The organism is Microbacterium sp. MMO-56, assembly GCF_037146215.1.
GTDB lineage: Bacteria > Actinomycetota > Actinomycetes > Actinomycetales > Microbacteriaceae > Microbacterium.
The window spans coordinates 160,344-182,965 of sequence record NZ_JBBCVW010000005.1 but is presented as its reverse complement, the minus strand read 5'-3'; the positions used below and the strand labels follow the sequence as shown (position 1 = coordinate 182,965).

Genomic DNA, 22,622 nt, shown 5'->3' with positions numbered 1-22,622 from the left:
GGACTCAGCCGCCAGGTCTGCAACGCGACGAACGTCGATCCCCGGAACGCAGATGTCCCTCTGAATCCGACTCTATCCAAATGATGCCCGCAGGAGACCCGCCCATGTGTCGTCCGGAGCGCGCTCTCACATAGAGCTTCTCCGCGTTCTGTACTTATGCACGGTCGGACGCAGCGCCGGAACCACGATCAGGACCAGTCGTCCGATCGGGCGCATCCCGCGGGCGATCACGTGTGGACGACCCTGCGAAGAATCCGGAGCGGAACGACGAGCGGGTGGCGCAGGGTCCGAATCAGCCGCGGATGCTGCGGCGCGCGCTTTTGCCCGCCGCTTCGCGCGCGCTCGAGCCTGCATAGCCGAGTCCGCGGCAGCCGCGGCTGCGGCCGCTGCTCGAGCCTTCCGTGCTCGGGCGCGGGCCCGCACGGCGGCCTCGGCATCCGCGGATTCCTGCTCCTGGACAGCCGCGGCAGCGCGCGCCTGCATGCGCTGCTTGGCACGAATCCGAGCCGCTGCCTCTGCATCGACAGGAGGCTGTGCCGCAGACGCGGCGACCCGTGCTTTCGCGCGCGCCGGCGTGGGTCCCGACCCTGCCGGCGTGGGAGCGACAGGCGCTTTTGCAGTGGACTGTCGACTCGCGGCCGGCTTCTTGGGTGCGGCGGCGGCTTTGGTGTCGCCGGCGCGGGTGCCGGCGTGGCGCTCGGCGAAGAAGACCAGGAGGTCGATCAGCTTCTTCGCATCCGCGATCGTCGGGTCCGGCGAGAACTCCGCCGAGAGTTCGCCCCCGACAAGATCGCGATACACCTGGGCGAAGTCGAACTCCCGAGTGCGCTGAGCCGCCTCGAGGGAGGCTCTCGACAGCTCCGTATAGCGCTCGGGGCTCTCGCTGATGGCGACGACGGCGCGCGCCAGAGCGGCCGACGCGGTCTGCGGGACCGTGACGATACCGCCGTTCCCTTCGGCCAGCGCAAGCCACGGCAGTTCGTACATGACGACCGGCAGACCCCTGGCCTGTGCCTCGAGGATCGTGAGCGGATATCCCTCGATAACGCTCGTGTTGACGAAGATGTCGGCCGCGTCGATCGCGGAGATCAGGTCGTCGCCATACAGCGGGCCCCGGACTCTCACGTGGCCCGCGAGCCCTCTCTGATGGGCCTCTGCCTCCAGCATCTGAGGCGTCATTCCCTGCCAACCCGGACCGATGATGTCGAGCTGGAAGTCGATACCCATCTTCTGCAGTTCTGCTGCGACGAGCACGAGCTGACGCACCTGCTTGGTGTGCTGCTCCAACCGTCCCCACCACAGCAGGTTGATCGCGCGTCCTGTGGGAGCCGGCTTCTCGATGTCGTCGATCGGGGCCTCAAGGATCATCGGCGACGCCGGGTTGGGGAGATACGAGACATGCGGAATGCCCCGTAGCTTCCAGAACGCGACATCGAGCGGCGACAGTGTGACAAGCTCGGCAAGCGCTCCGAGATGGCTCGTCATCAGAGACGTCAGGTCGTTGAGATCATAGATGGGCCGTCCGGCGAAGTTGTGGATCCAGCCGATGGTCGGGGCGCCGAGGGCACGGGCGACCAGCGCGTACACCGGCCAGTCGCGGCTGTAGAGGATCTGATGGTCGATCACGACGTCGATCGACTCGCGCCGGCAGATCTCACTCCACTGCATCGCCTGACTCAGGAGGCCACCAGGCTTGACCTCGACGAACTTCGCGCCGCGCGGCACCGCATCGAGAGAGCTCCCGGGCCGCCGCGCCGCGATGGTGACCTCGTATCCGGCATCCATCAGATAGTGCGCTTGCGAAAGCACCACGCCGGATACGCCTCCCGTGGTGAGCGTTCGCGTCGTCAACAGCACGCTCCGGACCGGGCGGGCGCCGAGCTCGACCCGACCTCCCTCCTTCGCGAGGAATGGAATCGCAGCAGGACAGAACCCCGTCGCCGCCAGCACGATGTCTTCCTCGGAGACGCGGGCCTGCAGCAGCTCCAGGCACTCCTTGCGGAGCTCCCCTTCCGCAGCGCCCAGCAGGTAGTTGAGGAGGTTTCCGATGACAGAGAGCCGTGCCGATGCATAGGCGTCGATCAGATGGTCGGGGTCGGGATGCTTCCGCGCCCTGTCGCGGATCGCGGGGGCGATGCTGTCGATCGAATCGACCGCACTGAGATAGAAGCTGAACTGCGCCGGATCCTCGATGCGCTGGCCACTGCTTCCGCGCCCGAAGTAGTAGCGGTAGAGACGAGTGGGGATGGAAACGTACCGCTGTGCAGCCGATATCGCGAGGTAGGCGATGGGCAGATCGTTCGCGCGGTAGAGCTCGAGATCCTCCGGGAGCTGCGCATAGGCGATCCGCAGCAGGGAGGTCGCGAACAGATACCTCCAGATCTGGCCCCGAGCGGGCGTTCCCACAGGGAAGAGCCCCGTGATGATCTCTTCACCGTCGAGCTGCTCATGAGTGGGCTGCAGTCGCTTCTGGAAGGGCCCGCCGGATCCACCGTCGTTCGCGATCACGTCGACACCGAACCCGACCAGGTCGGCGTCCGACGTCGCTGCCTTGCGGAGTACCTTCTCCACGGCGTAGGGAGCCAACTCGTCGTCGCCGTCGAGGAAGAGGACGTACGGCGCCGTCGCGGCGACGACCCCCTGTCTCCGACACTGGAAGGCGGAGCGATTGCGGTCGTGGGCGATGAGGCGGATCCGTGGATCGACGTTTCGATACTGGTCGATGATCTCGCGCGTACGGTCGGTCGACGCGTCGTCGACGCAGATGATCTCGATCTCGGTGACCGTCTGCCTCATGCAGCTCTCGATTGCCGCAGCGACCCAGTCCTCGTCGTTGTACACCGGAATGATGATGGAGACACGAGCAGATGCCGACGGCAGGGGGGAGAGCATACGGGTCCAATCCGGGGGTGGGGGAATCGCCTCGAACGACAGCAGCCTCACGGTGCTGGCCGATCCGTGACGAACAGAGTATAGCCACGCCGTGTTACGCGATTGGTGTCACGAAGCGCCGCAGGTCGCCCTCGAAGCGGCTGCGATTATTGCACCCCAGCGGCCTCGCGACCAGGGGCTGGTGCGCGACTTCGCCCGTGACTTAGTGTGACGTCGCGAGTTCCCCCCGCTCGCGGAATGGAAGAGGATGCTGGTTGTCGGCGACAATCCGAGGATTCACCGGAGCGTTCAGCTGCTCCACCGCGAGAACGCGGACATCACGATCGGTGATCACGCGAACTTCTTCCGCGGGTCGGAGATCCTCGGCCCCGTGACCATCGGAGATCGCGTCTTCATCAACCGCGACGCATACATACGCCCCCACACCACGATCGGGAGCAACGTCGCGATCGCTCCGTTCGTGCGACTCATCACGGATACGCATGAGGTGGGCCCCGCACACAAGCGCGCAGGAAAGTCCCGCTTCGACCCGATCGTCATCGGGGACGGCACGTGGATCGGTGCCTCGGTCACCGTCCTCGGCGGCGTCACGATCGGCAAGGGCTGCATCGTCGCGGCGGGCGCGATCGTCACGGGCGATGTCTCCGACAACACGCTCGTCGGGGGCGTGCCCGCTCGCGTCCTGCGCACGCTCGACTAGGTGTGATGTCCCTTCCCGTTGGTCTGTGGCCGGTAGGGGCGGGTTCGTTTGTGGCGGATCCCGAGCTGGGTGCACGCGTCTCGCCAGGCGTGGGATCGGTAGGCCGACCCGTTGTCGGAGAGCACGCGCTCGACGGTGACGCCGCGTTCCGCGAACCAGCTGACTGCGCGTTCGAGCACGCCGATCGCGGTGACGGCCTTCTCATCAGGGCAGATCTCGATGTAGGCGACGCGGGAATGGTCGTCGATCACGGTGTGCAGGAACGCGGTGCCGATGAGCGGGCGGTATTCACGGCCGCGTTCTCCTGTCCGGACGGCTTGGTCGCGGGCGTTGGCTTTGCTCTGCTGACGGCTGAGGAACTTGTGTCCGCCGCCGCCGGGGATGTTGCCGAACGTGGTGACGTCCACGTGGATCAGTGATCCCGGGTGCGGGTGTTCGTAGCGTCGGATCGGCTCGCCGCTGACGCGGTCGATATGGCTGAGCCGGTTGATCCGAGCGCGCACGAGCACGGCGTGAACCGTCGATGCCGGCACGCCCAGTTCGCCGCCGATCTGCACGGGTCCGAGCCGTCGCCGCCACCGCAGCCGGACGATGCGTTTGACGACCTCCGGCGGCGTTCTGGTCGGCATCGCCCGCGGTCGACTGGACCGATCCGCCACACCCGCGGCGCCCTCAGCCCGGTAACGCGCCGCCCACATGCGGGCGGTCACGGGCGAGACCATGAACATCTTGGCCGCAACCCTCACTGGCCACCGATCATCGACGACGAGCCGCACCAACCGAAGTCGAGCGCGTGGCGTCAGAGCAGCATTAGCGTGGGACACGAAGGCCCCCTGAGTGCGTGAGCGGTTCCTAGACAGCTCCACTCTCACAACGGGAGGCCTTCACCCGTCCGCGAATCACACGCGATTCACGCAACAATGTCCCTGGACATCACAACTAGGGCGGGGCATCAGGGCTGACGATCTGGAGCGGCCTTCAGGCCTGCGGGGCGTTCCGCACTGCCGCTCGATACGCCGACGCGTACGCGGCGGCCACCTCTTCAGGCGCCCGTGCATCGAGGTTCGGGCGCTCAGCTCGATCCGAGGTACGCACGGTTTCGATGATCTCGTCCAGGAACTCCGCCGTGACCGCGCCCGGGTGGTGATGGATCCATCCGGGACCGACTTCCTCAGAGATCCTGCGGGTGGCCTCGCTGTCCGGCAGGAGGACGGGACGATCGAGACTCAGAGCGAGGAGAAGGAGACTCAGGTCCGGCAGCGATTCGAGGTCGGGCAGCATGACGAGCTCTGCGGCGCTGATCTCGGCGACCATGGTGGCGTCCGAGACCAATCCGAGGAGCACCGACACGGTCTCGGCGTGGCGCGCGAGCACACGCGGAATGAGGTCAGCGAGCGCCGCGTGAGACTCGCCGACCACTCTCAACGTGAGCCCGGGAGTGTTGGTCAGCGGAAAGACCTTCAGCGGCCCCGCGGCGACTTTGACCAGCCGGCTCGGCGAGATGCAGAGGATTCTTCCGGCGACGCGCTCCGAGGTCGGATACCCGACGAACCGTTCCCGGTAGTGGGCGTACGGAATCACCGTCGTGCGCTCGGCGTCCGGAGTCTGAGTGAGTTCGTCCACGGCGATGAAAGTCGTGGTGGCGTCGTCGAGTGTCTGGCGCCATGCCGTCCCGGCACCCTGATGGTTCCCGTACAGCGTCTGCACGAGCGGAATGCCTCGATCGCGCAGCGTGCCGACGAGGCGCTGCGCTTCCGCATCGCGCCCCGCGGGCGCCGAACCGCGCCCTCCGACGAGCCGGAACGGTTGCAGCACGTGCACGACACCGTCCGTCGCGTCACGGAGCGTTCCAGTGAAGTAGGAGAACTCGACGCCGTCGACGTTCTCGCCGATGATCTGGTCGATGTAGCTGACGTTGGGCTGCGGAGGCCTGTGGTCTATGACTACCCGCACGGGTGAGCGGACTTCGGCATCACGTGAGTTCGCGAGGGACACCCGACAACTATATGCTTGGCCGCGATGAGCACGAGCAGAGTCCAGGACCTCTTCATCCATCTGGCGGGCCAGGATGACAACCTCGGTGACTCCGCGCTCCGGCTGGCGTATCTGAATGCTCTGCGAGGTCCCGGGCGTCGCGTCCACATCTATTTCGGCGCGTCCACGCCGGACTATGAATCCGGCTTCGCGCTGACGAGGAGCGATCGGGTCTACACGGCCCGAGCCGAGTGGCTGGCGGCCGGCGAAGCGGGACGACGCCCCGTCCACTTCTTCAACGCAGGCGAGATCAACCCGCCCGCGGGACTGTTCCCGAACGTCCGCCGCACCGAGGAACTGCGACGCGTCGTCGACGCCGGCGCCCCGTTCGTCGCCGCCGGATTCGGGATGAAGGACCCTTCGAAGGCTAGCGTGGTCGAGTTCGACTCGGTGCTGAGAGAAGCCGCCGTCATCTCGTGGCGTGATGAGCTGTCCCGACACGCTGCGGGGTTCGGCGACGTCACGCCTGACTGGGCGTACTCGCTCGGAACCTCGACCTCCGATTGGGCGTCCGCCGATGCCCGGCCGCTGCTCGCGGTCACCTTGCGCTTCGATCGCCCGTGGCCCGGCGCCGAGTGGATCGAGGCTGTGCGCGCGCTTGCTGCGCAGACATCGACTCGAATCGTCACGGTCGCTCAGGTCGCCCGCGACGCCCCGCGCGCGGTGCGCCTCGCGAAGGAGCTCGGCGGCGAGTACCTCATGCCGAGGAGCATGGATCATGCTGCTCTGGACCGGTATGCACGGAGGATCTTCGGCCAGTCACGGGTCGTGGTGAGCGACCGCGCGCACGGACTGATCATCGCCGCAAGCGAAGGCGCGTATCCCATCGGCTCCGCCGGTGACCCCCAGAAGATCCATCGCCTGCTGGCCACTGCCGGGCTGGGTGACCTTGTGGGGCGATACGACGAGCTTCCGGGTTTCTCGGCCCGGTTGAACGACCACCTGGATCGACTCGCTCCCGCCGTCGAAGACGCGCGTCGGAGGATTTCAGGTTTGACGACTCGCATTCATGAGGTGATGGACACCGCCTGAAGCCGCGTCACGCCTCCCGAGACCAGAGCTGCTGGTCCTCGAACACGACGTATGCCTGCTGGGTGATGCGATCCGCGTACGCGGTCCGGTTCTTGCCGTTCGCCGGCAGCGTCGTGATCTCACCCAGCACCGGTCCGGACGGTCCGTTGAAGAGGTCGACGCGGCAGAAGGCGCCGACGTCTCGACCGAGCCGCTCGGCGACATCGATCAGCTCCTCCAGGTTGTCCGGTCGGCGGATCGCCGGGCCGAGCACGCGGCCCCGTTCGAGCGGATGCGGAAGCGGCTTCCAAGGGATGGCGTAGGGCGTCCGCGACGGGCTGGGGTGATTCCTGTCGAAGACCTCCAAGAAACCCGCCGTACCCCCGAAGACGTAGATCTTGTAGTCGAGCGGGATCGCGTTCGAGTCCGGCGCGAACCGGTCGGTGACGAACTCCTCGACCATGTACATGTCGATGCGCTCCGTCTCCGCGGCGAGTCGGCGCCAGTTCGCGACGATCCGCTCGCGTGTGATGGGGCTCCCCGTGAAGGTGTTCACACCGCCCGACACAGCGAACACTCCTTTCGCCGAAGCGAGCCCATCTGGCTTGGCGACGTAGCGGGAGGGCAGGTCGAGGTCGAGAAGCTCTTCGGGGTTGGTGAAATGCGCGATCTGGCTCGGGATCTGCACGAGGTTCCGGCGGGCGAAGTGTTGCATCGCCTCCTTCTTCTCGAGCTTGCTCTGCCACAGCGAATGATTGTCGCTCTCGAACCAGTCATGGCGACGGTCAGCCATCAGTTCTTCGAACGACTTGACGCCGCCGTGCGGCGCGAGCGCATCCACGATGCCGGTGTCGACTCCGAACAGCTCACGGCGGGAACGGAACACGCGGCGCGCGATTCCGATCGCTTCGTCGATCTGACCCGCCCGAAAGAGTTCGAGGATCACCGGCAACTCGTCGTGATCTGCACTCAGCGGTCGAGGCTGGTTCTGGAGGGACGCCACCCACGGCTTCTGCGCGGGCGCGGAGAAGGCGAGCCGCGTCGTCACCATTCTCTTCGTCACGACCGCCTCTGGCGCGTGACGCCCGGCAACCCGTGCCGTGAACTCGCGCTCGGTGCCGTCGAGCAAGGCAGCGGGAACCCCCGACCTGAAGCCGATGCGAGTATGAGCGAGCCCCTTCGCGGTCAGGTCCCTGCGCTCGAGATCAGCTGTCTCCACACCGAGCGACGTGCCCTCGACACTCACTTCGACGTCGACGGAGCGCTCGGGAGCCTCGTCGTTCACGGCCCATCCTTTGACGAAGTCGCCCACCACGCCGTCTAGATGAATGTGAAGTGCCACGCTGATGATCCTCGCTGATCGATGATGTGGATCTCCTCGATAGTGTGGATCTCCCCCGTTCACAGCTTACCGGCGCATCGCAGGGCGAGGCGCGCATCCTCCACCGGTAGGTTTGATCCATGCGACGCCGGGGCACGACAGCACGACCGGGCCGCCGCCCGAGCCGCACGTTCGTCTCGCTGACCGGGCCCGCCGGGAATATCGGTGACGCGCTGATCCGGCGCGCCACGCTGGAGTGGGCGACGGGCACCTCGGACGAGCTCGTCGCCTACGTGGGCGATGCGCCGGATGCGTGGCTCGCCCAGCTCGGCCTGCCGAACGATGCGATCGTGCTGCGCTCCAAGCGCAGCGTGCCGCGGTGGCTGTGGATGATCCTGACCGCGCCGGCTCGGCCCGTGCTGGTCTTCGAGGCCGGCGAGGTCCCCCTCGACCACGGGAACGGGCTGCGCGAGCTGGTGTTCCTCGCCGAGACGGTGCTCGTCAGGGTGCGACGCGGCGTGGTCGTTCGGCCGCCGCGCGGCATCCGCGCCCCGAGCAACCCCTCGGCACGGCTGCACGCGTGGGCCGCCCGGCTGTCGCAGGTCGCACTCTGGCGCGACGCGGCGAGCGCGGCGATCGCGGGCGGGGGCCGACTCGCCCCCGACATCGGTTTCAACGCAGGCGTGCGACCGGGCCGCACGTGGGACGAGCGCGACGAACTGGTCGTTAGCCTGCGCGGCGCGCGCCCCCACCCCGGCGACGCCTGGGTGGAGGCGGTACGGTCCCTGGCCTCGTCGGAGGGACTCCACATCCGCACGGTCGTGCAAGTCCGCGAGGACGAGGACCGGGCGCGCGAGCTCGCCGACGCGCTGGGCGGCGACGTCGACCCGTGGGGAGAGACCGACGCCGTCACGCAGGAGGCACGACTGCGCGACCGCTACGACGCGGCACGCCTGGTGATCAGCGACCGCATGCACGTGCTCGTGCTCGGAGCTCTGAGCGGTGCCGTGCCGGTCGAGGCGGTGCCCCGGCCGACCCGCAAGATCGCGGAGGCGTTCGACACGATCGGCCTGCACGACATCACGGTCGACACGTCGACGGCCGGCGCCGACGCGCTGCAGGGCTTCCTCGCGCGCGCACTGGATCGGAAGGCCGAGGTCGACGAGCGCGTGCGGGCGGCGGAGCGCGCGCTGGGGCGCGTCGAAGACGAGCTGCGGGCCATGATCCGAGCGGCACGGGCGTGAGCACCTCGCCGGCGCATCCGCCGCGGCGCGTGCTGTTCCTGTCGCACAGTCACGCGTTCGGCGCGTTCCGCGTCGGCAGTCATCATTACGCGCGCACCCTCGCGAGCCGAGGCGCCGACGTCGTGCACCTCTCGACGCCGGTGTCCCTCGCGCACCGGCTGCTGGGCCGGGTCGATCGCACGGAGCTCTCCGCGGTGCCCGACGGGGCTCACCGCGATGCCGCGGGCGTCACCCACCTCGTCCCGCGGACCCTGCTCCCCCGGCCGTACGGAGGGTTCCGCGTCGCTCGCGAGCTGGCTCGGCACGGACTCCCCGACAGGTTCGACGTCGTCCTGATCGACCAGCCGCTGCTCTGGGACGAGTCCGTGCGCGCTCTCGCGCCCACACTCGTGTACCGGCCCACCGATCTGTACCCGGGCAGGATCAAGTCCACGCTCCAGCACCGGATCATCGCCGCCGCGGACGCGGTCGTCGCGACCTCGTCGGAGGTGCGTCGTGCGCTCGACCCGCTCCCCCTTCCGTCGATCGTGCTCGAGAACGGCGTGGACGCCGCGCGCTTCGCACCTCTCGGCGCCAGCCCGCGCCCCTCCGCGTGCGTCTATGTGGGAGCGCTCGACGCGCGCTTCGATCGGAGTCAGGTGGACGCGTGGGCTCGTGACCACCCCGATGTGCGTTTCACCGTCGCGGGCCCGCACTCCGGGGCTCCGGCAGCGACGAACAACCTCGAGCTTCCCGGCGCCGTCCCATACGACGCTCTGCCGGCTCTGCTGACGAGCGCGCGCGTCGGTCTCCTGCCGCTCTCGGACGACCCGCTCAACGCCGGACGCAGCCCGATGAAGCTGTACGAGTACCTGGCCGCCGGCTTGGCGGTCGTCGCCCGCGAGACACCGGTGCTCCGGTCGGACGACGACGCCGGGATCTTCACCTACAACGGAACCGCAGGCGCCGACGCGGCGTTGCGACGGGCTCTCGCCCACCCGACGCCCAACATCGCCGGGGCGCGACGGGCCGCCGCGCAGTCGTGGGACGCGAAGACGGACGAGCTCCTCGCTTTCCTCGCGACGCTGTAGCCCGCTCCGCGCGGCAGCTCCCTCACCCCTCGCGCGTCTGCTCCAGCACGTCCGAGACGGTCGCGGCGGTGCGGTCCCAGTCGTACGCGCCTGCCGGCGGCGTGACGCGGCGCCCGGCGCGGACGGCCGCATCGAGCGCATCTGCCCACTCCGCCGCGTCCCGCGCCGACCCCATCACCGATCCCCGGTCCCCCACGATCTCCGCGACGGCCGCGCATCCGCTCCAGAAGAGCACCGGCACGCCGCACGAGACGGCCTCGAGGGCGGGCAGGCCGAAGCCCTCGTCCGTGGACGGCATCGCCACGGCGGACGCTCCGCGATACAGCTCCGCGAGCCGGTCGTCGTCGACGTCGTGCAGCCAGTCCACGCGGGCGCCGACGCCCGCCTCGGTCGCCGCGGCGGCTGCGGCGGCGACCTCGCGCTCGGGCAGCACGGCCCGCATCCGGAGGTCCGGAGCCAGCGCGAGCGCGCGCAGCAGCACGTCCAGGTTCTTGTGCGGGCGCAGATTGCCCACAAACGCGATGTACGGATCGTCCCGGACGGGTCCGCCACCGGGCGTGAACGCGGCCGAGCATCCGTTGCCGGCGTTCACCACGTGCACGCGGTCATCGCGCAGCCAGGCGCGGATGTCGCGCGCCGAGGTCTCCGACACGGTGAGCACGACGCCCGCCCGTCGGATCGCGTGCCGGACGGGACCGGCGTAGTACGCCGCAAACTTCAGCCGGCCCGGCCAGGGTGTGCGCAGCTGGATGAGATCGTGGACCGTCAGCACCTGCCGCCGCGCGCGCACGAGCGCGCCGTATCCGGGCGAATAGACGAGGCCGGTGCGTACCTCGGGCGCAAGCGGGCGGAACGCGTCCAGCGGCGAGTGCGGGCTGCCGTCGAGTCCGAGCGGTGTCCACTCCGGACGCAGGCGCCCGAGCACCTCCCTCGCGTAGCGGCCGATCCCGTGGGCGCCGCGGTACCGGTCGTCGACGTAGAGGCCGGTCACACCGCACCGCCGGTCGTGTGCTCGCCGACCCACGCACGGATCCGCTCGGCGAACACGGGCTCGGCGAACTCCGCCGCGCGCGCCCGTCCGACGTCGGGCGAGGTCGCCAGCGCGATCTCGACGGCCTCGCGGAGCCCCTCGTGCGACCAGTCCGCGACGAGGGCGCCGGTCCGGCCGTGCAGCACGCTCTCCGCGGTACCGCCGACCGCGTGGGCGATGACGGGGGTGCCGGTGGCCATCGCCTCGACGGGCACGATCCCGAAGTCCTCGATCGGGGGGAAGACGAGGGCGAGGGCGCGCTGCAGCAGCGCCCGGTACAGCTCGTCGCCGGGCGCGCGGACGATGTGGACCCGTCCCGGATGCCGCTCGGCGGCCAGCGCGCGCAGGTTCGCCTCCTCCGGCCCCGCCCCCGCGATCACGACGGGCAGGCCGGCGGCCACTCCCGCGTCGATCACGAGGTCGAGCCGCTTGTAGGGGATGAAGCGGGAGAACCCGAGCAGGAACTCCCCAGGTAGCGCATCCACGATCCGCTGCTCGCCCTCGTCCAGCCGCGCCGGTCGGCCGAAGGCGGCGACATCGACCGGCGGGTGGATGACGGTGCTCTCCCGTCCCCACGCGCGTGCGATGCGCTCGGCCACGAACCGGCTGTTGGCGGCGATCGCGGTGGCCTCCTGCGCGCGCCGACGATCCAGCGGCTTGTAGGCGGCGCCCACGGCGCGGGCGAGGACGCCGGCCCCGCGCGGGTCGAACTCGGGACTCCAGATGTAGCGGGCGGGGGTGTGGGTGTAGACGAGCTTCGGGACGTCGCGCGCGGGGCCCGCGAAGCGCGCGTGATGGGCGAACAGATGGCTGCTCGTGAGCACCCAGTCCGCCTCGACGGACGGCAGTTGCCGCCACGCCAGCGGCATCAGCGGAAGGGCCGCCGCCTTCCGCCCGCGCAGCGGGGTGCGGGCCAGCCACGTCTCGCCGTCGACCGCGAACCGCCCACCGCTGTCCTCCCACAGGCAATAGCGCGCGGCGTCCGGGAACACGCCGGTCAGCGTCTCGAACACGTTCTCCGAGCCGCCCGCACGGGCGAGCCACTCGTGCACCAGGACGCCGCTCATCTACGGCGCTCCGCCGGAGTCCGGCGCGAGCCGTGCGCGCGCGTCTGGGCCGGGGTCACACTGCGATTCTACGGACGGCGCCCGGGCGCGGCGCCGGAGGGGGCGCCCAGGTGCGTCCCGGTATCCTGGGGCCATGCGCAAACTGCTCGTCACCGGCGGCGCCGGCTTCATCGGCTCCAACTTCGTCCACCACGTGATCGGGCACACCGACGACCACGTCACCGTCCTCGACAAGCTGACCTACGCGGGCAACCGGGCCTCTCTCGAGGGCCTCCCGGACGACCGGTTCACCTTCGTGCAGGGAGACATCGCCGACGCGGCGCTCGTGGACGAGCTGTTCGCCGACGCGGACGCGGTGGTCCACTACGCCGCCGAGTCGCACAACGACAACTCGCTGAACGACCCGCGTCCGTTCCTCGACACGAACATCATCGGCACCTACACCCTGCTGGAGGCGGCACGGAAGCACGACCGGCGTCTGCACCACATCTCCACCGACGAGGTGTACGGCGACCTGGAGCTCGACGACCCGGAGCGCTTCACGGAGTCGACGCCGTACAACCCGTCGTCGCCCTACAGCAGCACGAAGGCGGGCTCCGACCTGCTCGTGCGCGCCTGGGTGCGCTCGTTCGGAGTGCGCGCGACGATCTCGAACTGCTCGAACAACTACGGCCCGTACCAGCACGTCGAGAAGTTCATCCCGCGCCAGATCACGAACGTCATCCGTGACATCCGTCCCAAGCTCTACGGCAAGGGCGAGAACGTGCGCGACTGGATCCACGCCGACGATCACTCGTCGGCCGTGCTGACGATCCTCGAGAAGGGCGAGATCGGCGAGACCTATCTGATCGGGGCCGACGGCGAGAAGGACAACAAGACCGTCGTCGAGCTGATCCTCGAACTCATGGGCCGGCCCGCGGACGCGTACGACCACGTGACCGACCGCGCCGGTCACGACCTGCGCTACGCCATCGACTCGACGAAGCTACGCACCGAGCTCGGCTGGACGCCCCAGTACCGCGACTTCGAGGCGGGCCTCGCCGCCACGATCGACTGGTACAAGGCGAACGAGGCGTGGTGGGCCCCCGCCAAGGACGGCGTCGAGGCGTTCTACGCGTCGAAGGGGCAGTGACGGTGACCGAGTACGGCAAGCAGCTGTCCGTCACCGAGACGAGCATCCCGGGTCTCGTCGTCTTCGACCTGCCGGTGCACGGCGACGCGCGCGGGTGGTTCAAGGAGAACTGGCAGCGCGAGAAGATGACCGCGCAGGGCCTGCCCGACTTCGGTCCCGTGCAGAACAACATCTCGTTCAACGACGCGGTCGGCACGACCCGCGGCATCCATGCGGAGCCATGGGACAAGTGGGTGTCGGTCGCGACGGGACGGATCTTCGGCGCGTGGGTGGACCTGCGCGAGGGACCCTCGTTCGGCGCCGTCTACACGACCGAGCTGGACCCGTCGAAGGCCATCTTCGTCCCGCGCGGCGTCGGAAACTCGTACCAGACCCTCGAGCCCGACACCGCGTACACCTACCTCGTCAACGACCACTGGTCGCCGGACGCCTCCTACTCGTTCCTGAACCTCGCCGACGAGACGGCCGCGATCGCGTGGCCGATCCCGCTCGCCGACGTCGAGATCTCGCCGAAGGACCTCGCCCACCCGCGTCTGGCGGACGTCGTGCCGATCCCGCCGAAGAAGATCCTCGTCGTCGGAGCGAACGGCCAGCTCGGTCGCGCGCTCCGCGCCGTCTACGGCGACGCCCCGCACGTCGAGTACGCCGACCGGTCGACGCTCGACATCTCCTCCCCCGGGCTCGAGACCGCGCGCCGGTGGCGCGACTACGGCACCATCGTCAACGCCGCGGCGTACACGAAGGTCGACCTCGCCGAGACCCCCGAGGGCCGTCGGGACGCGTGGGCGTCGAACGTCACCGCCGTCGCGGCGCTCGCGCGCATCGCGACGGCGAACGGGATCACGCTGGTCCACGTCTCGAGCGACTACGTCTTCGACGGGGCACGCGAGGGCGCCTACACCGAGGACGACGCGCTCTGCCCGCTCGGCGTCTACGGACAGACCAAGGCGGCCGGCGACGCGGTCGTCTCGACCGTGCCGCGCCACTACATCGTCCGCACCAGCTGGGTCATCGGCGACGGCGGCAACTTCGTCCGCACGATGGCCTCTCTCGCCGAGCGCGGCATCGACCCGCGGGTCGTCGACGATCAGGTCGGGCGGCTGACCTTCACGGACGACATCGCCCGCGGCATCCGTCACCTCGTCGAGCACGACGCGCCGTTCGGCGTGTACAACCTCACCGGCGACGGCGAGCCGCAGTCCTGGGCCGACATCGCACGGGCGATCTTCGAGATCGGCGGCCACGACCCGGCCCGGGTGAGCGGAGTGTCGACGGACGAGTACTTCGCCGCGGCGACCGCGCCGGTCGCGCCCCGTCCGCGCAACAGTGTCCTCTCCCTCGACCGGGCGCGCAGCGTGGGCATCGACACCGCGCCCTTCCGCACATCCCTCGAGGCGTACCTCCGCGCTTGAGCGGACGGGCGCACGACGACCGGGGCCGTCGCGGCGGATGACGTCCGCCGCGACGGGCTACCGGACGACCTTGCCCGCCGGGACCAGCGCGAGACTGTCCTGGGTCACGGTCAGCACGCGCGGCGTCTTCGTCCGGGCGACCTCGATGAGTTTCTCCATCGACGTGATGTGGCGCGCGCGCCCGTCCTGGAGCAGGTAGACCTTGTCCTGACCCGCGGCGCGGACGAACGTCCTCGCCGACTCGCCCGACTCCCGCGTCAGCGTGCGGCACACCGAGGTGCCGAGGTCGGATGCCCGCACCCCCGCCTCCGCGGACACCGGGACCAGGGTTCCGGATGCCGCCAGGTACGACGTGCCGCCGCAGGACACGACCGGTGACAGCGTCCCCGACTGCGACCAGGACGACAGCGACTCCGGCGCGACGTCGGTGACCGCGGTGGACATCCCGAGGTCGGTGATGAGCCCGAAGGCGGGCACGTAGAGGAGGCGCCCGCCGTCCACGGGGAGGTAGACGCGCGTGTCCCCTTCGGCGCGGACCAGCGCGCCGGGCGCGACGTCGAAGATCGCGGGACCGGCCGAGAACAGTCCGAGGGTCTCGGACGTCACCTGCATGACGCGCGGCGTCGAGGTCCCCGCGAGCTCCACGAGCTTCGCGACCGACGTGATGTGACGCGACTGCCCGTTCTGCAGCAGGTAGATCTCCGCCTGGCCGGGCACCTGCACGAACGCCTTCGCCGGCGCATCCTTCGCGAGGCGCAGCGTGCCGCACACCGCCGACCCGACGTCCGACAGGGGCAGCTTCGTCCCGTCCACCAGCCGGTGCAGGGTGCCCGACGCGGCGAAGTACGCCTTACCGCCGCACGAGACCACGGGCGACAGCGTGCCGGCCTGCGACCACGACGACAGCGACCCGGCCGGGGCGACCGTGACGGAGGTCGACAGTCCGAGATCCGTGATGAGCCCGAAGGCCGGGACGTAGAGGAGGCGCCCACCGTCCACCGGAAGGTAGACGCGCGCGTCCCCGGCGGCGCGGACGAGACCGCCCGCCGCGACGTCCAGGATCGACGGTCCGGCCGGGAACAGCCCGAGCGTGTCCGCGCTGACGGACATGACGCGCGGGGTCGAGGTGCCCGCGAGCTGGATGAGCTTGGCGAACGAGGTGACGTGACGCGACTGCCCGTTCTGCAGCAGGTAGATCTCGGCCTGGCCGGGCACCTGCACGAACGCCTTCGCCGGCGCATCCTTCGCGAGGCGGAGCGTGTCGCACACCGCCGACCCGAGGTCCGACAGGGGCAGCTTCGTCCCGTCCACGAGCCGGTGCAGGGTGCCCGACGCGGCGAAGTACGCCTTGCCGCCGCACGAGACCACGGGCGACAGCGTTCCCGACTCCGACCACGACGCCAGCGACGCCGCCGGGACGACCGTGACCGAACGCGACAGCCCGAGGTCGTCGACGAGTCCGAACGCCGGGACGTACAGGAGGCGCCCGCCGCCCACCGGCAGGTAGACGCGCGAGTCGTTCGAGGCCCGTACCAGTGCGGCCGGCGCGAAGCGGATCCGGGCGATGGAGTACGAGGACACCGCCGCCGCACTCATCACCGCCGCGTACGGGGAGCGCGCGCCGGTGTCGGCCTTCAGCGCCGCGGCGTTCGCATATGGGATGAGCGAGCCGCCCGCGATGCGGTGGATGAGGCCCCGCTCGGCGAGCCGGGCGTACTGGGTCATCTCGGGACCGGTGCCCAGGCGCGTGAACACCTCGGCGCCGACCGTCGTCAGGCCGTTCCCGCACGATCCGCCCCACGCGGCGACCAGCTCGCACGAGCTGAATCGGTGCAGGGTGCCGCCGTCGAGATAGGCGACGACGGAGGTGGCCGGGTTGAGCAGGTAGCGCGTCGCCTGGCCTCCGTCGGACGTGACGCTCTGCAGCATCGAGGCGGAGACCCCCGACGGCGTGCCGAAGGCCCGCTGGTAGGCGGGCCAGTCCGCCGCCGTCACGTGGTACCGGGCTCCCCCGGTCACCAGATAGATGTCGGGGCCCACGCTGTACAGGCCGCCGTTGGTGACCGAGACGGAGCCGAACCAGCTCGTGTAGTAGTTGTAGAAGTTGCGGTTGCCGTAGCTCGAGCAGCCGTCGCCGAGTCCCCAGCCGGCGGCCAGCGCCGCGGGGTTCGGCTGATAGGGCGTGTAGTTGTAGAGCGCGGCGGTGGCGTAGTTGCGGATGTTGAGCGTGGTCCCGCCGCACGCGCCGTTCGGGTTGTAGCCGATGTAGTTGGCGCCCGGCTGCTTGCCGAATCGGCCCGCCTTGTAGATCTTGAGCTGCTGCACGCCCTTCACGATCTGGGGGCCGACACCGGCGAAGGAGGGATCGCACGGCTCGGTGTCCGGGCACGACGCGCCCATCGCGGCGCGCAGGTTCCAGTCCGAGGGGGCGCTGCTCGTGGTGAGCCCCTGCTCCTTCTGCAGCGTGACGAGGATGACCTTGGCCGAGATCCCGCAGGCGACCTGCACACGATAGATAAGCTCCGACACGGGCATCGTGCCGCCCCGGATCGCCGAGCACACGAGCTGGCCCGTCGCCTGGGAGACCCACGCATCGCGCGAGGAGATCGCCGTCTGCAGGACGTTCAGGCACTTCCCGTTCTCGCAGGTGCCGATCTTCGAGTCCAGGAACGACTGGATCTCGGCGGCGGACATCGCGTTCGCGTCGTAGAACAGGGAATCCGAGATGATGCTCTCCGGGTCGAACCCGGAGACCGCGGCCGCCTTGACGATGCCGGCATCGCGCACGCCTGCATCGGTGGGCGCCCCGGCCATCGCGGCCGCCGCCGCGGGGGCTGCGACTGCGTCCGCGGGCGCGGGGACGACCGCCGCGGCGGGGGCGGCGACGAGGACGGAACCGAGGAGGGCGACCACCGCTGTCAGCGCCGCCAGCACCCCGGCACGCCGCGTCTCACGGGCAGGATGGACGGTTCGGTGTCGGGTGCGCACGTGACCATTGTGACGGAAGTGACGGATCGATACCACTGCGACGAATCCAGCGCGTCCGAGACACGCCCTTTCGCGCATCCTCACAGCGAGGCGCGGTCGGCCGGATCGGGGGTCAGAGGTCGGCGTGCAGCTGCCAGACGCGCTCGCCGGCGCCGAGCCACGAGAACGCCCGCCCGCGATCCGCGGCGAGCACTCCCGCGCGCTCGACATCGGCGGAGGAGGAGAGGAGTGCGCCGAGGGCATCCACCCATCCGTCGGATGCGACCAGCACGCCGCCGTCCCACACGATCTCGCGATGGGTGTCCGTGTCGGCGGCGATGACCGGCACGCCGAGGGCGAGCGCGTCGACCACCCGCCACGGGAAGGCGTGCAGGCGCGACGGGGCCAGGAAGGCCAGGGCTCCCCCGTAGACGGCGCCGCGGTCGGAGTCCTCCAGGGCGCCGCGGGCATGGACGCGCTCGGCGGCGACGCCGACCGCGACCGCGAGCTCGACGACCGCCGGCTCGTCGCCCTCGGGGACGTCGAGGACCACGATCGGCAGATCGGTGCCGGACTGCGCCACCGCGGCGAGCGCTGCGGACAGGTCCGCGGAGGGCGCGGACGAGCCGGCGAGCAGCAGGAACCCGTCCGGAAGGTCGAGGGCGCGCCGACGCCCGACCTCGTCGGTCGGCACGGTGAGTCCCGCCGCGGCGGCGCCGGCAATCACGCGCACGCGATCGCCGAGCGGTGCGATCTCGGCGACGCGCGCGGCGAAGGCGTGACCGGGGACGACGACCGCGTCGGCGTGCTTGACGGCGCGCTTCAGCATCGCCTTCTGCCAGGTGACGGCTCCCCGCGCGAGCTCGCCGGGGCGATCCCACGCATCCAGGTCCCAGAGCGTCACCACCGTCTGGTCGTGATCGTGGAGACGGTCGTGCTTGACGAGCGGCGCCATCAGCGTCGGGGAGTGGATCATCCCCCCGCTCACCGACGAGGGCACCCCGAGCTGCCAGGCGGCGGCGAGCTCGCGACGCGCCAGCGGGGCCCGCGCGAGCTCCACCACACCGGGAACCGCCGCCTCGACGGCGGCCGCGGCATCCGGAGCGTGCGGCACGATGCCCGCGACGGCGCACCCCGTGGGCGCGGTCGCCACGAGCGCGCGCGTCAGCTCCCGTGCCGCCCGGGCGCAGTCGGCGTCGGTCGGGGCCACGATCTGGTCGAGCACGACCCGCAGGAGAGCCGTCATGACGCTCAGCCCTCCGGCTCGGGGGTCGGCGACGGCGGGTACAGCGCCTGCTGGATCAGGTCGCGCACGTGCGCGTACTCGGCGGCGGTGGGCTCGTCGGTGTCGATGCCGCCGCCCTCCGGTGTGAGTTCCAGGGTCGCGACCGGCTGCTCCTTCGCCTTGACGGCGAGGTCGAGCAGGAACGGCAGGAGGCTCGACGGGATGTCGGTCTGGACGAGGTCCTCGCCGGCGGCGGCGATCTGCTGGAACCGGGTCAGGACGTTCGCGGGGTTCGCCTGGGCCAGGATCGCCTGCTGCAGCTCGCGCTGGCGGCGCATCCGGTCCCAGTCGCTCGTGGTGTAGCGGGACCGTGCGTACCACTGCGCGGTGTCGCCGTCCATGTGCTGCGGCCCGGCCTCGATCCATCCGATCGCCCAGTCCTCCGCGGGCTCGCCCTCGTACGTCGGGCCGCCGCCCTTGGGCAGACGCTCCTGGACGGTGATGTCGACGCCCCCGAGCGCGTCGACGATGTCGGCGAAGCCCTTCATGTCCACGAAGACGTAGTAAGGGATGTCGATGCCGAGGATGCCGGCCGCGGCATCCTTCGTCGCCTCGATCGCCGGAGTCGACGAGTCGGCGGCCGCGTTCGGGTACAGGCCCGCGCCGCCGTCGTCGCGGCAGATCTCCGCGGCGTTCATCAGCTGGTTGATGCCCGGGCCCCACCCGCAGGTCTCGGAGTAGTGTCCTTCGAAGCCGTCCGGGTAGAGGTCGTGCATGGGTCCGTCGGCGAACGGTGCGTACGCGAGGTCGCGCGGGATGCCGGTGATGTGCACCGCGCCGGTCTCGGCGTTCACCGACACGACGGAGATGCTGTCGAAGCGCATGGAATCGCGCCCGAGCCCGCTGTCGGCGCCGAGGAGGAGGATGTTGTAGTACCCGTTGGACGGCGGGACGGGGGGCGCGTTGTTCGTGAAGATCGAGGCGAGCAGGTCGCGCGCCGGTGCGATCAGCTGCTGGGCCGCGTAGGCCGCGCCCCCGCTGCCGACCACGAGGCCGAGGATCGCGACGGCCGCCACCGCCGGGCGCGCGCCGCGGGTGAGCTTGACCAGGCGCACGAGACGGAGGGTGTCGATCGTCAGGACGACCCACAGCGCGGCGTACGCGAGAAGGACGATCTGCACGGCGAGCAGGAAGAACCCGTTGGCCGCCAGCACGGTGAGCAGCCCGCGCCACAGCAGGGCCGCGGCAGCCCCCAGGACGACGAGCACCCACATGGTGAGCGTGGCGGCGAGTCCCACCCGGCCGAGACGGCGGTTGCCGGCGAGCGCCTGGGCGGACCCCGGGACGAGGAAGTTCATGCCCACGAGCCACCACGCGCGCCGCGTCATGATCTTCGGGGATCGGGTGTCGGGGCGGCGGAGGGGCTGCTCCCCGACGATGACGGGGCTCTCGTCGCGGCCGGGACGCGGGGCGGACGACGGCAGTGGCGGCCGGGGCGGTGCGGAGACGCTCACGAGGCGCTCCCGAGGGAATCCTTGAGGCGGCGGTTCTTCTCCTCGACCTGTTCCTCGAGGAGCCGCGCGTACTGCTCGACCCGGTCGGCGAGCGACGCGTCGGCCGAGCCCAGGATCCGGGCCGCGAGGAGGCCCGCGTTCTTCGCTCCGTTGATCGACACCGTCGCCACCGGGATGCCCGCCGGCATCTGCACGATGCTCAAGAGCGAATCCATCCCGTCGAGGGTCGCGAGCTGCACCGGGACGCCGATCACGGGCAGAGCGGTCACGGATGCCAGCATCCCGGGCAGATGCGCGGCACCGCCCGCTCCCGCGATGATCGCTCGCAGTCCGCGGCCGCGCGCCTCGCGGCCGTAGCGCATGAGCTTGTCGGGCGTCCGATGTGCGGAGACGACCTCGACCTCGTGCGCGATCCCGAACTCGGTGAGCACCTGCGACGCGTCGCTCATCACGCGCCAGTCGGAGTCCGACCCCATCACGACGCCGACGAGTGGGGAGGCCGAGGCGTGGAGGGTCGAGGTCACCTGACCAGGGTAGGCCGCGACTCTGCGAGTTCCCCGGAACGCCACGCGCGCCCCGCCCCCGCCCGGGCTCGCCTCCGTCCGGTCCGTCCTCGCCGTCCGTCCGTCCGCCGGCCCGTCCCCGCCACCGAGACCCGCCCTACGCGTCGAGACCCACGACGACGCCGGAGGTCTCGACGGCGACACGCGGTCTCGACGGCGATCCGCGGTCTCGACGGCGACGCGCGGTCTCGACGCGGACGCGCGGTCTCGACGGCGATCCGCGGTCTCGACGGCGGGCGGGCGGCGGCGGTCAGTCGGCGAAGAAGGCCGCGGCGGCGCGCGCCTCGTAGACGACGGCATCCACGTCGTCGCCGACGGCGTTGACGTGCCCGACCTTGCGTCCGGGGCGCGGAGCCTTGCCGTAGGTGTGGACCTTGACGGACGGATGCGCGGCGAGCGCCGCGGGCAGGCGGCTCTCCAGGGTGTCGTCGGCCGGTCCGCCGAGGATGTTCACCATCACCGCCCAGGGCTGCCGCGGCGTCGGGTCGCCGAGGGGCAGGTCGAGCACCGCGCGCACGTGCTGCTCGAACTGGCCGGTGACCGCCCCGTCCTGACCCCAGTGACCGCTGTTGTGCGGCCGCATCGCGAGCTCGTTGACGAGCAGACGCTCATCCGTCGTCTCGAACAGCTCGACGGCGAGCATCCCGGTGACCCCGAGTCCTTCAGCGATGGTCGTGCCGATGTCGGCGGCGACCTCGGCGAGGCGCAGCGCGCTGCGGGGCGCGGGGGCGACGACCTCGGCGCAGACGCCGCCGCGCTGCACCGTTTCGACGACCGGATAGATCGCGATCTCCCCCGACGGACGCCGCGCCACCTGCTGGGCCAGCTCGCGGCGGAAGTCGACGAGTTCCTCGGCCAGGAGCGGTCCGTCGCCGAACCAGTCCGCGGCCTCGTCGGGAGACGACACGACGCGCACGCCCTTGCCGTCGTAGCCCCCGCGGGGGGTCTTCACCACGGCGCGGCCGCCGTTCGCGTCGAGGAAGGCCTGCAGCTGAGCGGCATCCGACACCTCGGCCCACTCCGGCTGGGGGGCTCCGAGCTCGGCGAGGCGGGCCCGCATCCGCAGCTTGTCCTGCGCGAACTGCAGGGCGTCGGGTCCGGGATGCACGGCCACGCCCTCGTCCACGAGCGCGCGCAGGACCTCCTGCGGCACGTGCTCGTGGTCGAACGTCACCACATCGACCCCGTGCGCGAAGGCCCGCACGGTCTCCAGGTCGCGATAGTCCCCGGTGGCGGTCGCGGCGATCGCCGCGGACATCCCGTCCTCTTCCGCGAGGACGCGCACGTCGACGCCGAGCTCGACGGCCGGGGCGATCATCATCCGCGCCAGTTGTCCGCCGCCGACGATCCCGAGAGTGAGTGCCATGCCCCCATCATCCCAGACCCTCCGCACCGCGACACCGCACCATCGCCCTGCACCGCGACACCGCGCAGATGTCA

16 protein-coding genes and 1 pseudogene are annotated in these 22,622 nt (G+C 70.4%); 6 read left to right on the top strand and 11 right to left on the bottom strand.

Annotated elements, in window-relative coordinates; translation table 11 throughout:
* Positions 1 to 126 precede the first annotated feature (126 nt).
* Complete coding sequence (locus tag WFI00_RS06770; protein WP_336631569.1) at positions 127 to 2,892, bottom strand: glycosyltransferase; 2,766 nt, start codon at positions 2,890 to 2,892, stop codon at positions 127 to 129.
* 247 nt (positions 2,893 to 3,139) lie between these two features.
* Between WFI00_RS06770 and WFI00_RS06765 the strand changes: the two genes are divergently transcribed.
* Positions 3,140 to 3,592, top strand: a complete 453-nt coding sequence (locus WFI00_RS06765; RefSeq protein WP_336631568.1) for an acyltransferase — start codon at positions 3,140 to 3,142, stop codon at positions 3,590 to 3,592.
* Here the strand turns inward: WFI00_RS06765 and WFI00_RS06760 are convergent.
* A pseudogene (locus WFI00_RS06760) lies at positions 3,573 to 4,416 on the bottom strand (IS481 family transposase); the annotation flags it as partial. The gene WFI00_RS06765 and the pseudogene WFI00_RS06760 overlap by 20 nt on opposite strands.
* A 154-nt stretch (positions 4,417 to 4,570) precedes the next feature.
* On the bottom strand, positions 4,571 to 5,587 hold the full coding sequence (locus tag WFI00_RS06755) for a hypothetical protein (protein WP_336631567.1): 1,017 nt from the start codon (positions 5,585 to 5,587) through the stop codon (positions 4,571 to 4,573).
* Between the two features lie 24 nt (positions 5,588 to 5,611).
* Here WFI00_RS06755 and WFI00_RS06750 point away from each other — a divergent pair, with 24 nt between their 5' ends.
* Positions 5,612 to 6,658 carry a polysaccharide pyruvyl transferase family protein gene (locus WFI00_RS06750; RefSeq protein WP_336631566.1) on the top strand — a complete coding sequence of 349 codons (1,047 nt, stop codon included), beginning with the start codon at positions 5,612 to 5,614 and terminating at the stop codon, positions 6,656 to 6,658.
* Between the two features lie 7 nt (positions 6,659 to 6,665).
* Here the strand turns inward: WFI00_RS06750 and WFI00_RS06745 are convergent, their stop codons facing one another.
* Positions 6,666 to 7,979, bottom strand: a complete 1,314-nt coding sequence (locus tag WFI00_RS06745; protein ID WP_336631565.1) for an ATP-grasp fold amidoligase family protein — start codon at positions 7,977 to 7,979, stop codon at positions 6,666 to 6,668.
* A 119-nt stretch (positions 7,980 to 8,098) separates the two neighbouring features.
* Here WFI00_RS06745 and WFI00_RS06740 point away from each other — a divergent pair, with 119 nt between their 5' ends.
* Both WFI00_RS06740 and WFI00_RS06735 read left to right on the top strand, forming a co-directional pair.
* A complete protein-coding gene (locus tag WFI00_RS06740) occupies positions 8,099 to 9,202 on the top strand; it encodes a hypothetical protein (protein WP_336631564.1) in 1,104 nt (367 codons plus the stop codon).
* The gene (locus tag WFI00_RS06735) at positions 9,199 to 10,272 is read left to right on the top strand and encodes a glycosyltransferase (protein ID WP_336631563.1); all 1,074 of its coding nucleotides are present in this window, start codon (positions 9,199 to 9,201) and stop codon (positions 10,270 to 10,272) included. The genes WFI00_RS06740 and WFI00_RS06735 overlap by 4 nt, the downstream gene beginning before the upstream one ends.
* A 22-nt stretch (positions 10,273 to 10,294) precedes the next feature.
* On the opposite strand, the gene WFI00_RS06730 is transcribed toward WFI00_RS06735, so the two are convergent.
* Together WFI00_RS06730 and WFI00_RS06725 are read right to left on the bottom strand one after the other, a co-directional pair.
* A complete protein-coding gene (locus tag WFI00_RS06730) occupies positions 10,295 to 11,263 on the bottom strand; it encodes a glycosyltransferase family 4 protein (protein WP_336631562.1) in 969 nt (322 codons plus the stop codon).
* Positions 11,260 to 12,369 (bottom strand): glycosyltransferase, encoded by a 1,110-nt coding sequence (locus WFI00_RS06725; protein WP_336631561.1) that lies wholly within the window; start codon positions 12,367 to 12,369, stop codon positions 11,260 to 11,262. Before WFI00_RS06725 ends, WFI00_RS06730 begins: the two co-directional genes overlap by 4 nt.
* A 133-nt stretch (positions 12,370 to 12,502) precedes the next feature.
* On the opposite strand from WFI00_RS06725, the gene rfbB reads away from it, so the two are divergent.
* On the top strand, positions 12,503 to 13,501 hold the full coding sequence (rfbB, locus tag WFI00_RS06720) for a dTDP-glucose 4,6-dehydratase (protein ID WP_336631560.1): 999 nt from the start codon (positions 12,503 to 12,505) through the stop codon (positions 13,499 to 13,501).
* Complete coding sequence (locus WFI00_RS06715) at positions 13,498 to 14,913, top strand: bifunctional dTDP-4-dehydrorhamnose 3,5-epimerase family protein/NAD(P)-dependent oxidoreductase (protein WP_336631559.1); 1,416 nt, start codon at positions 13,498 to 13,500, stop codon at positions 14,911 to 14,913. The genes rfbB and WFI00_RS06715 overlap by 4 nt, the downstream gene beginning before the upstream one ends.
* A gap of 57 nt (positions 14,914 to 14,970) precedes the next feature.
* Here WFI00_RS06715 and WFI00_RS06710 read toward each other — a convergent pair whose 3' ends face one another.
* From WFI00_RS06710 to WFI00_RS06690, 5 genes are all read right to left on the bottom strand, one after another.
* A complete protein-coding gene (locus tag WFI00_RS06710; protein ID WP_336631558.1) occupies positions 14,971 to 17,901 on the bottom strand; it encodes a hypothetical protein in 2,931 nt (976 codons plus the stop codon).
* A gap of 112 nt (positions 17,902 to 18,013) precedes the next feature.
* Positions 18,014 to 19,126, bottom strand: a complete 1,113-nt coding sequence (locus tag WFI00_RS06705) for a glycosyltransferase (protein ID WP_336631557.1) — start codon at positions 19,124 to 19,126, stop codon at positions 18,014 to 18,016.
* 5 nt (positions 19,127 to 19,131) lie between these two features.
* Positions 19,132 to 20,619, bottom strand: a complete 1,488-nt coding sequence (locus tag WFI00_RS06700; protein ID WP_336631556.1) for an LCP family glycopolymer transferase — start codon at positions 20,617 to 20,619, stop codon at positions 19,132 to 19,134.
* Positions 20,616 to 21,095, bottom strand: a complete 480-nt coding sequence (gene purE / locus WFI00_RS06695; protein ID WP_336631617.1) for a 5-(carboxyamino)imidazole ribonucleotide mutase — start codon at positions 21,093 to 21,095, stop codon at positions 20,616 to 20,618. The genes WFI00_RS06700 and purE overlap by 4 nt, the downstream gene beginning before the upstream one ends.
* A gap of 337 nt (positions 21,096 to 21,432) precedes the next feature.
* Positions 21,433 to 22,548: a 5-(carboxyamino)imidazole ribonucleotide synthase gene (locus tag WFI00_RS06690; RefSeq protein ID WP_336631555.1), complete on the bottom strand. Its 1,116-nt coding sequence runs from the start codon at positions 22,546 to 22,548 to the stop codon at positions 21,433 to 21,435.
* Between the last annotated feature and the right edge of the window lie 74 nt (positions 22,549 to 22,622).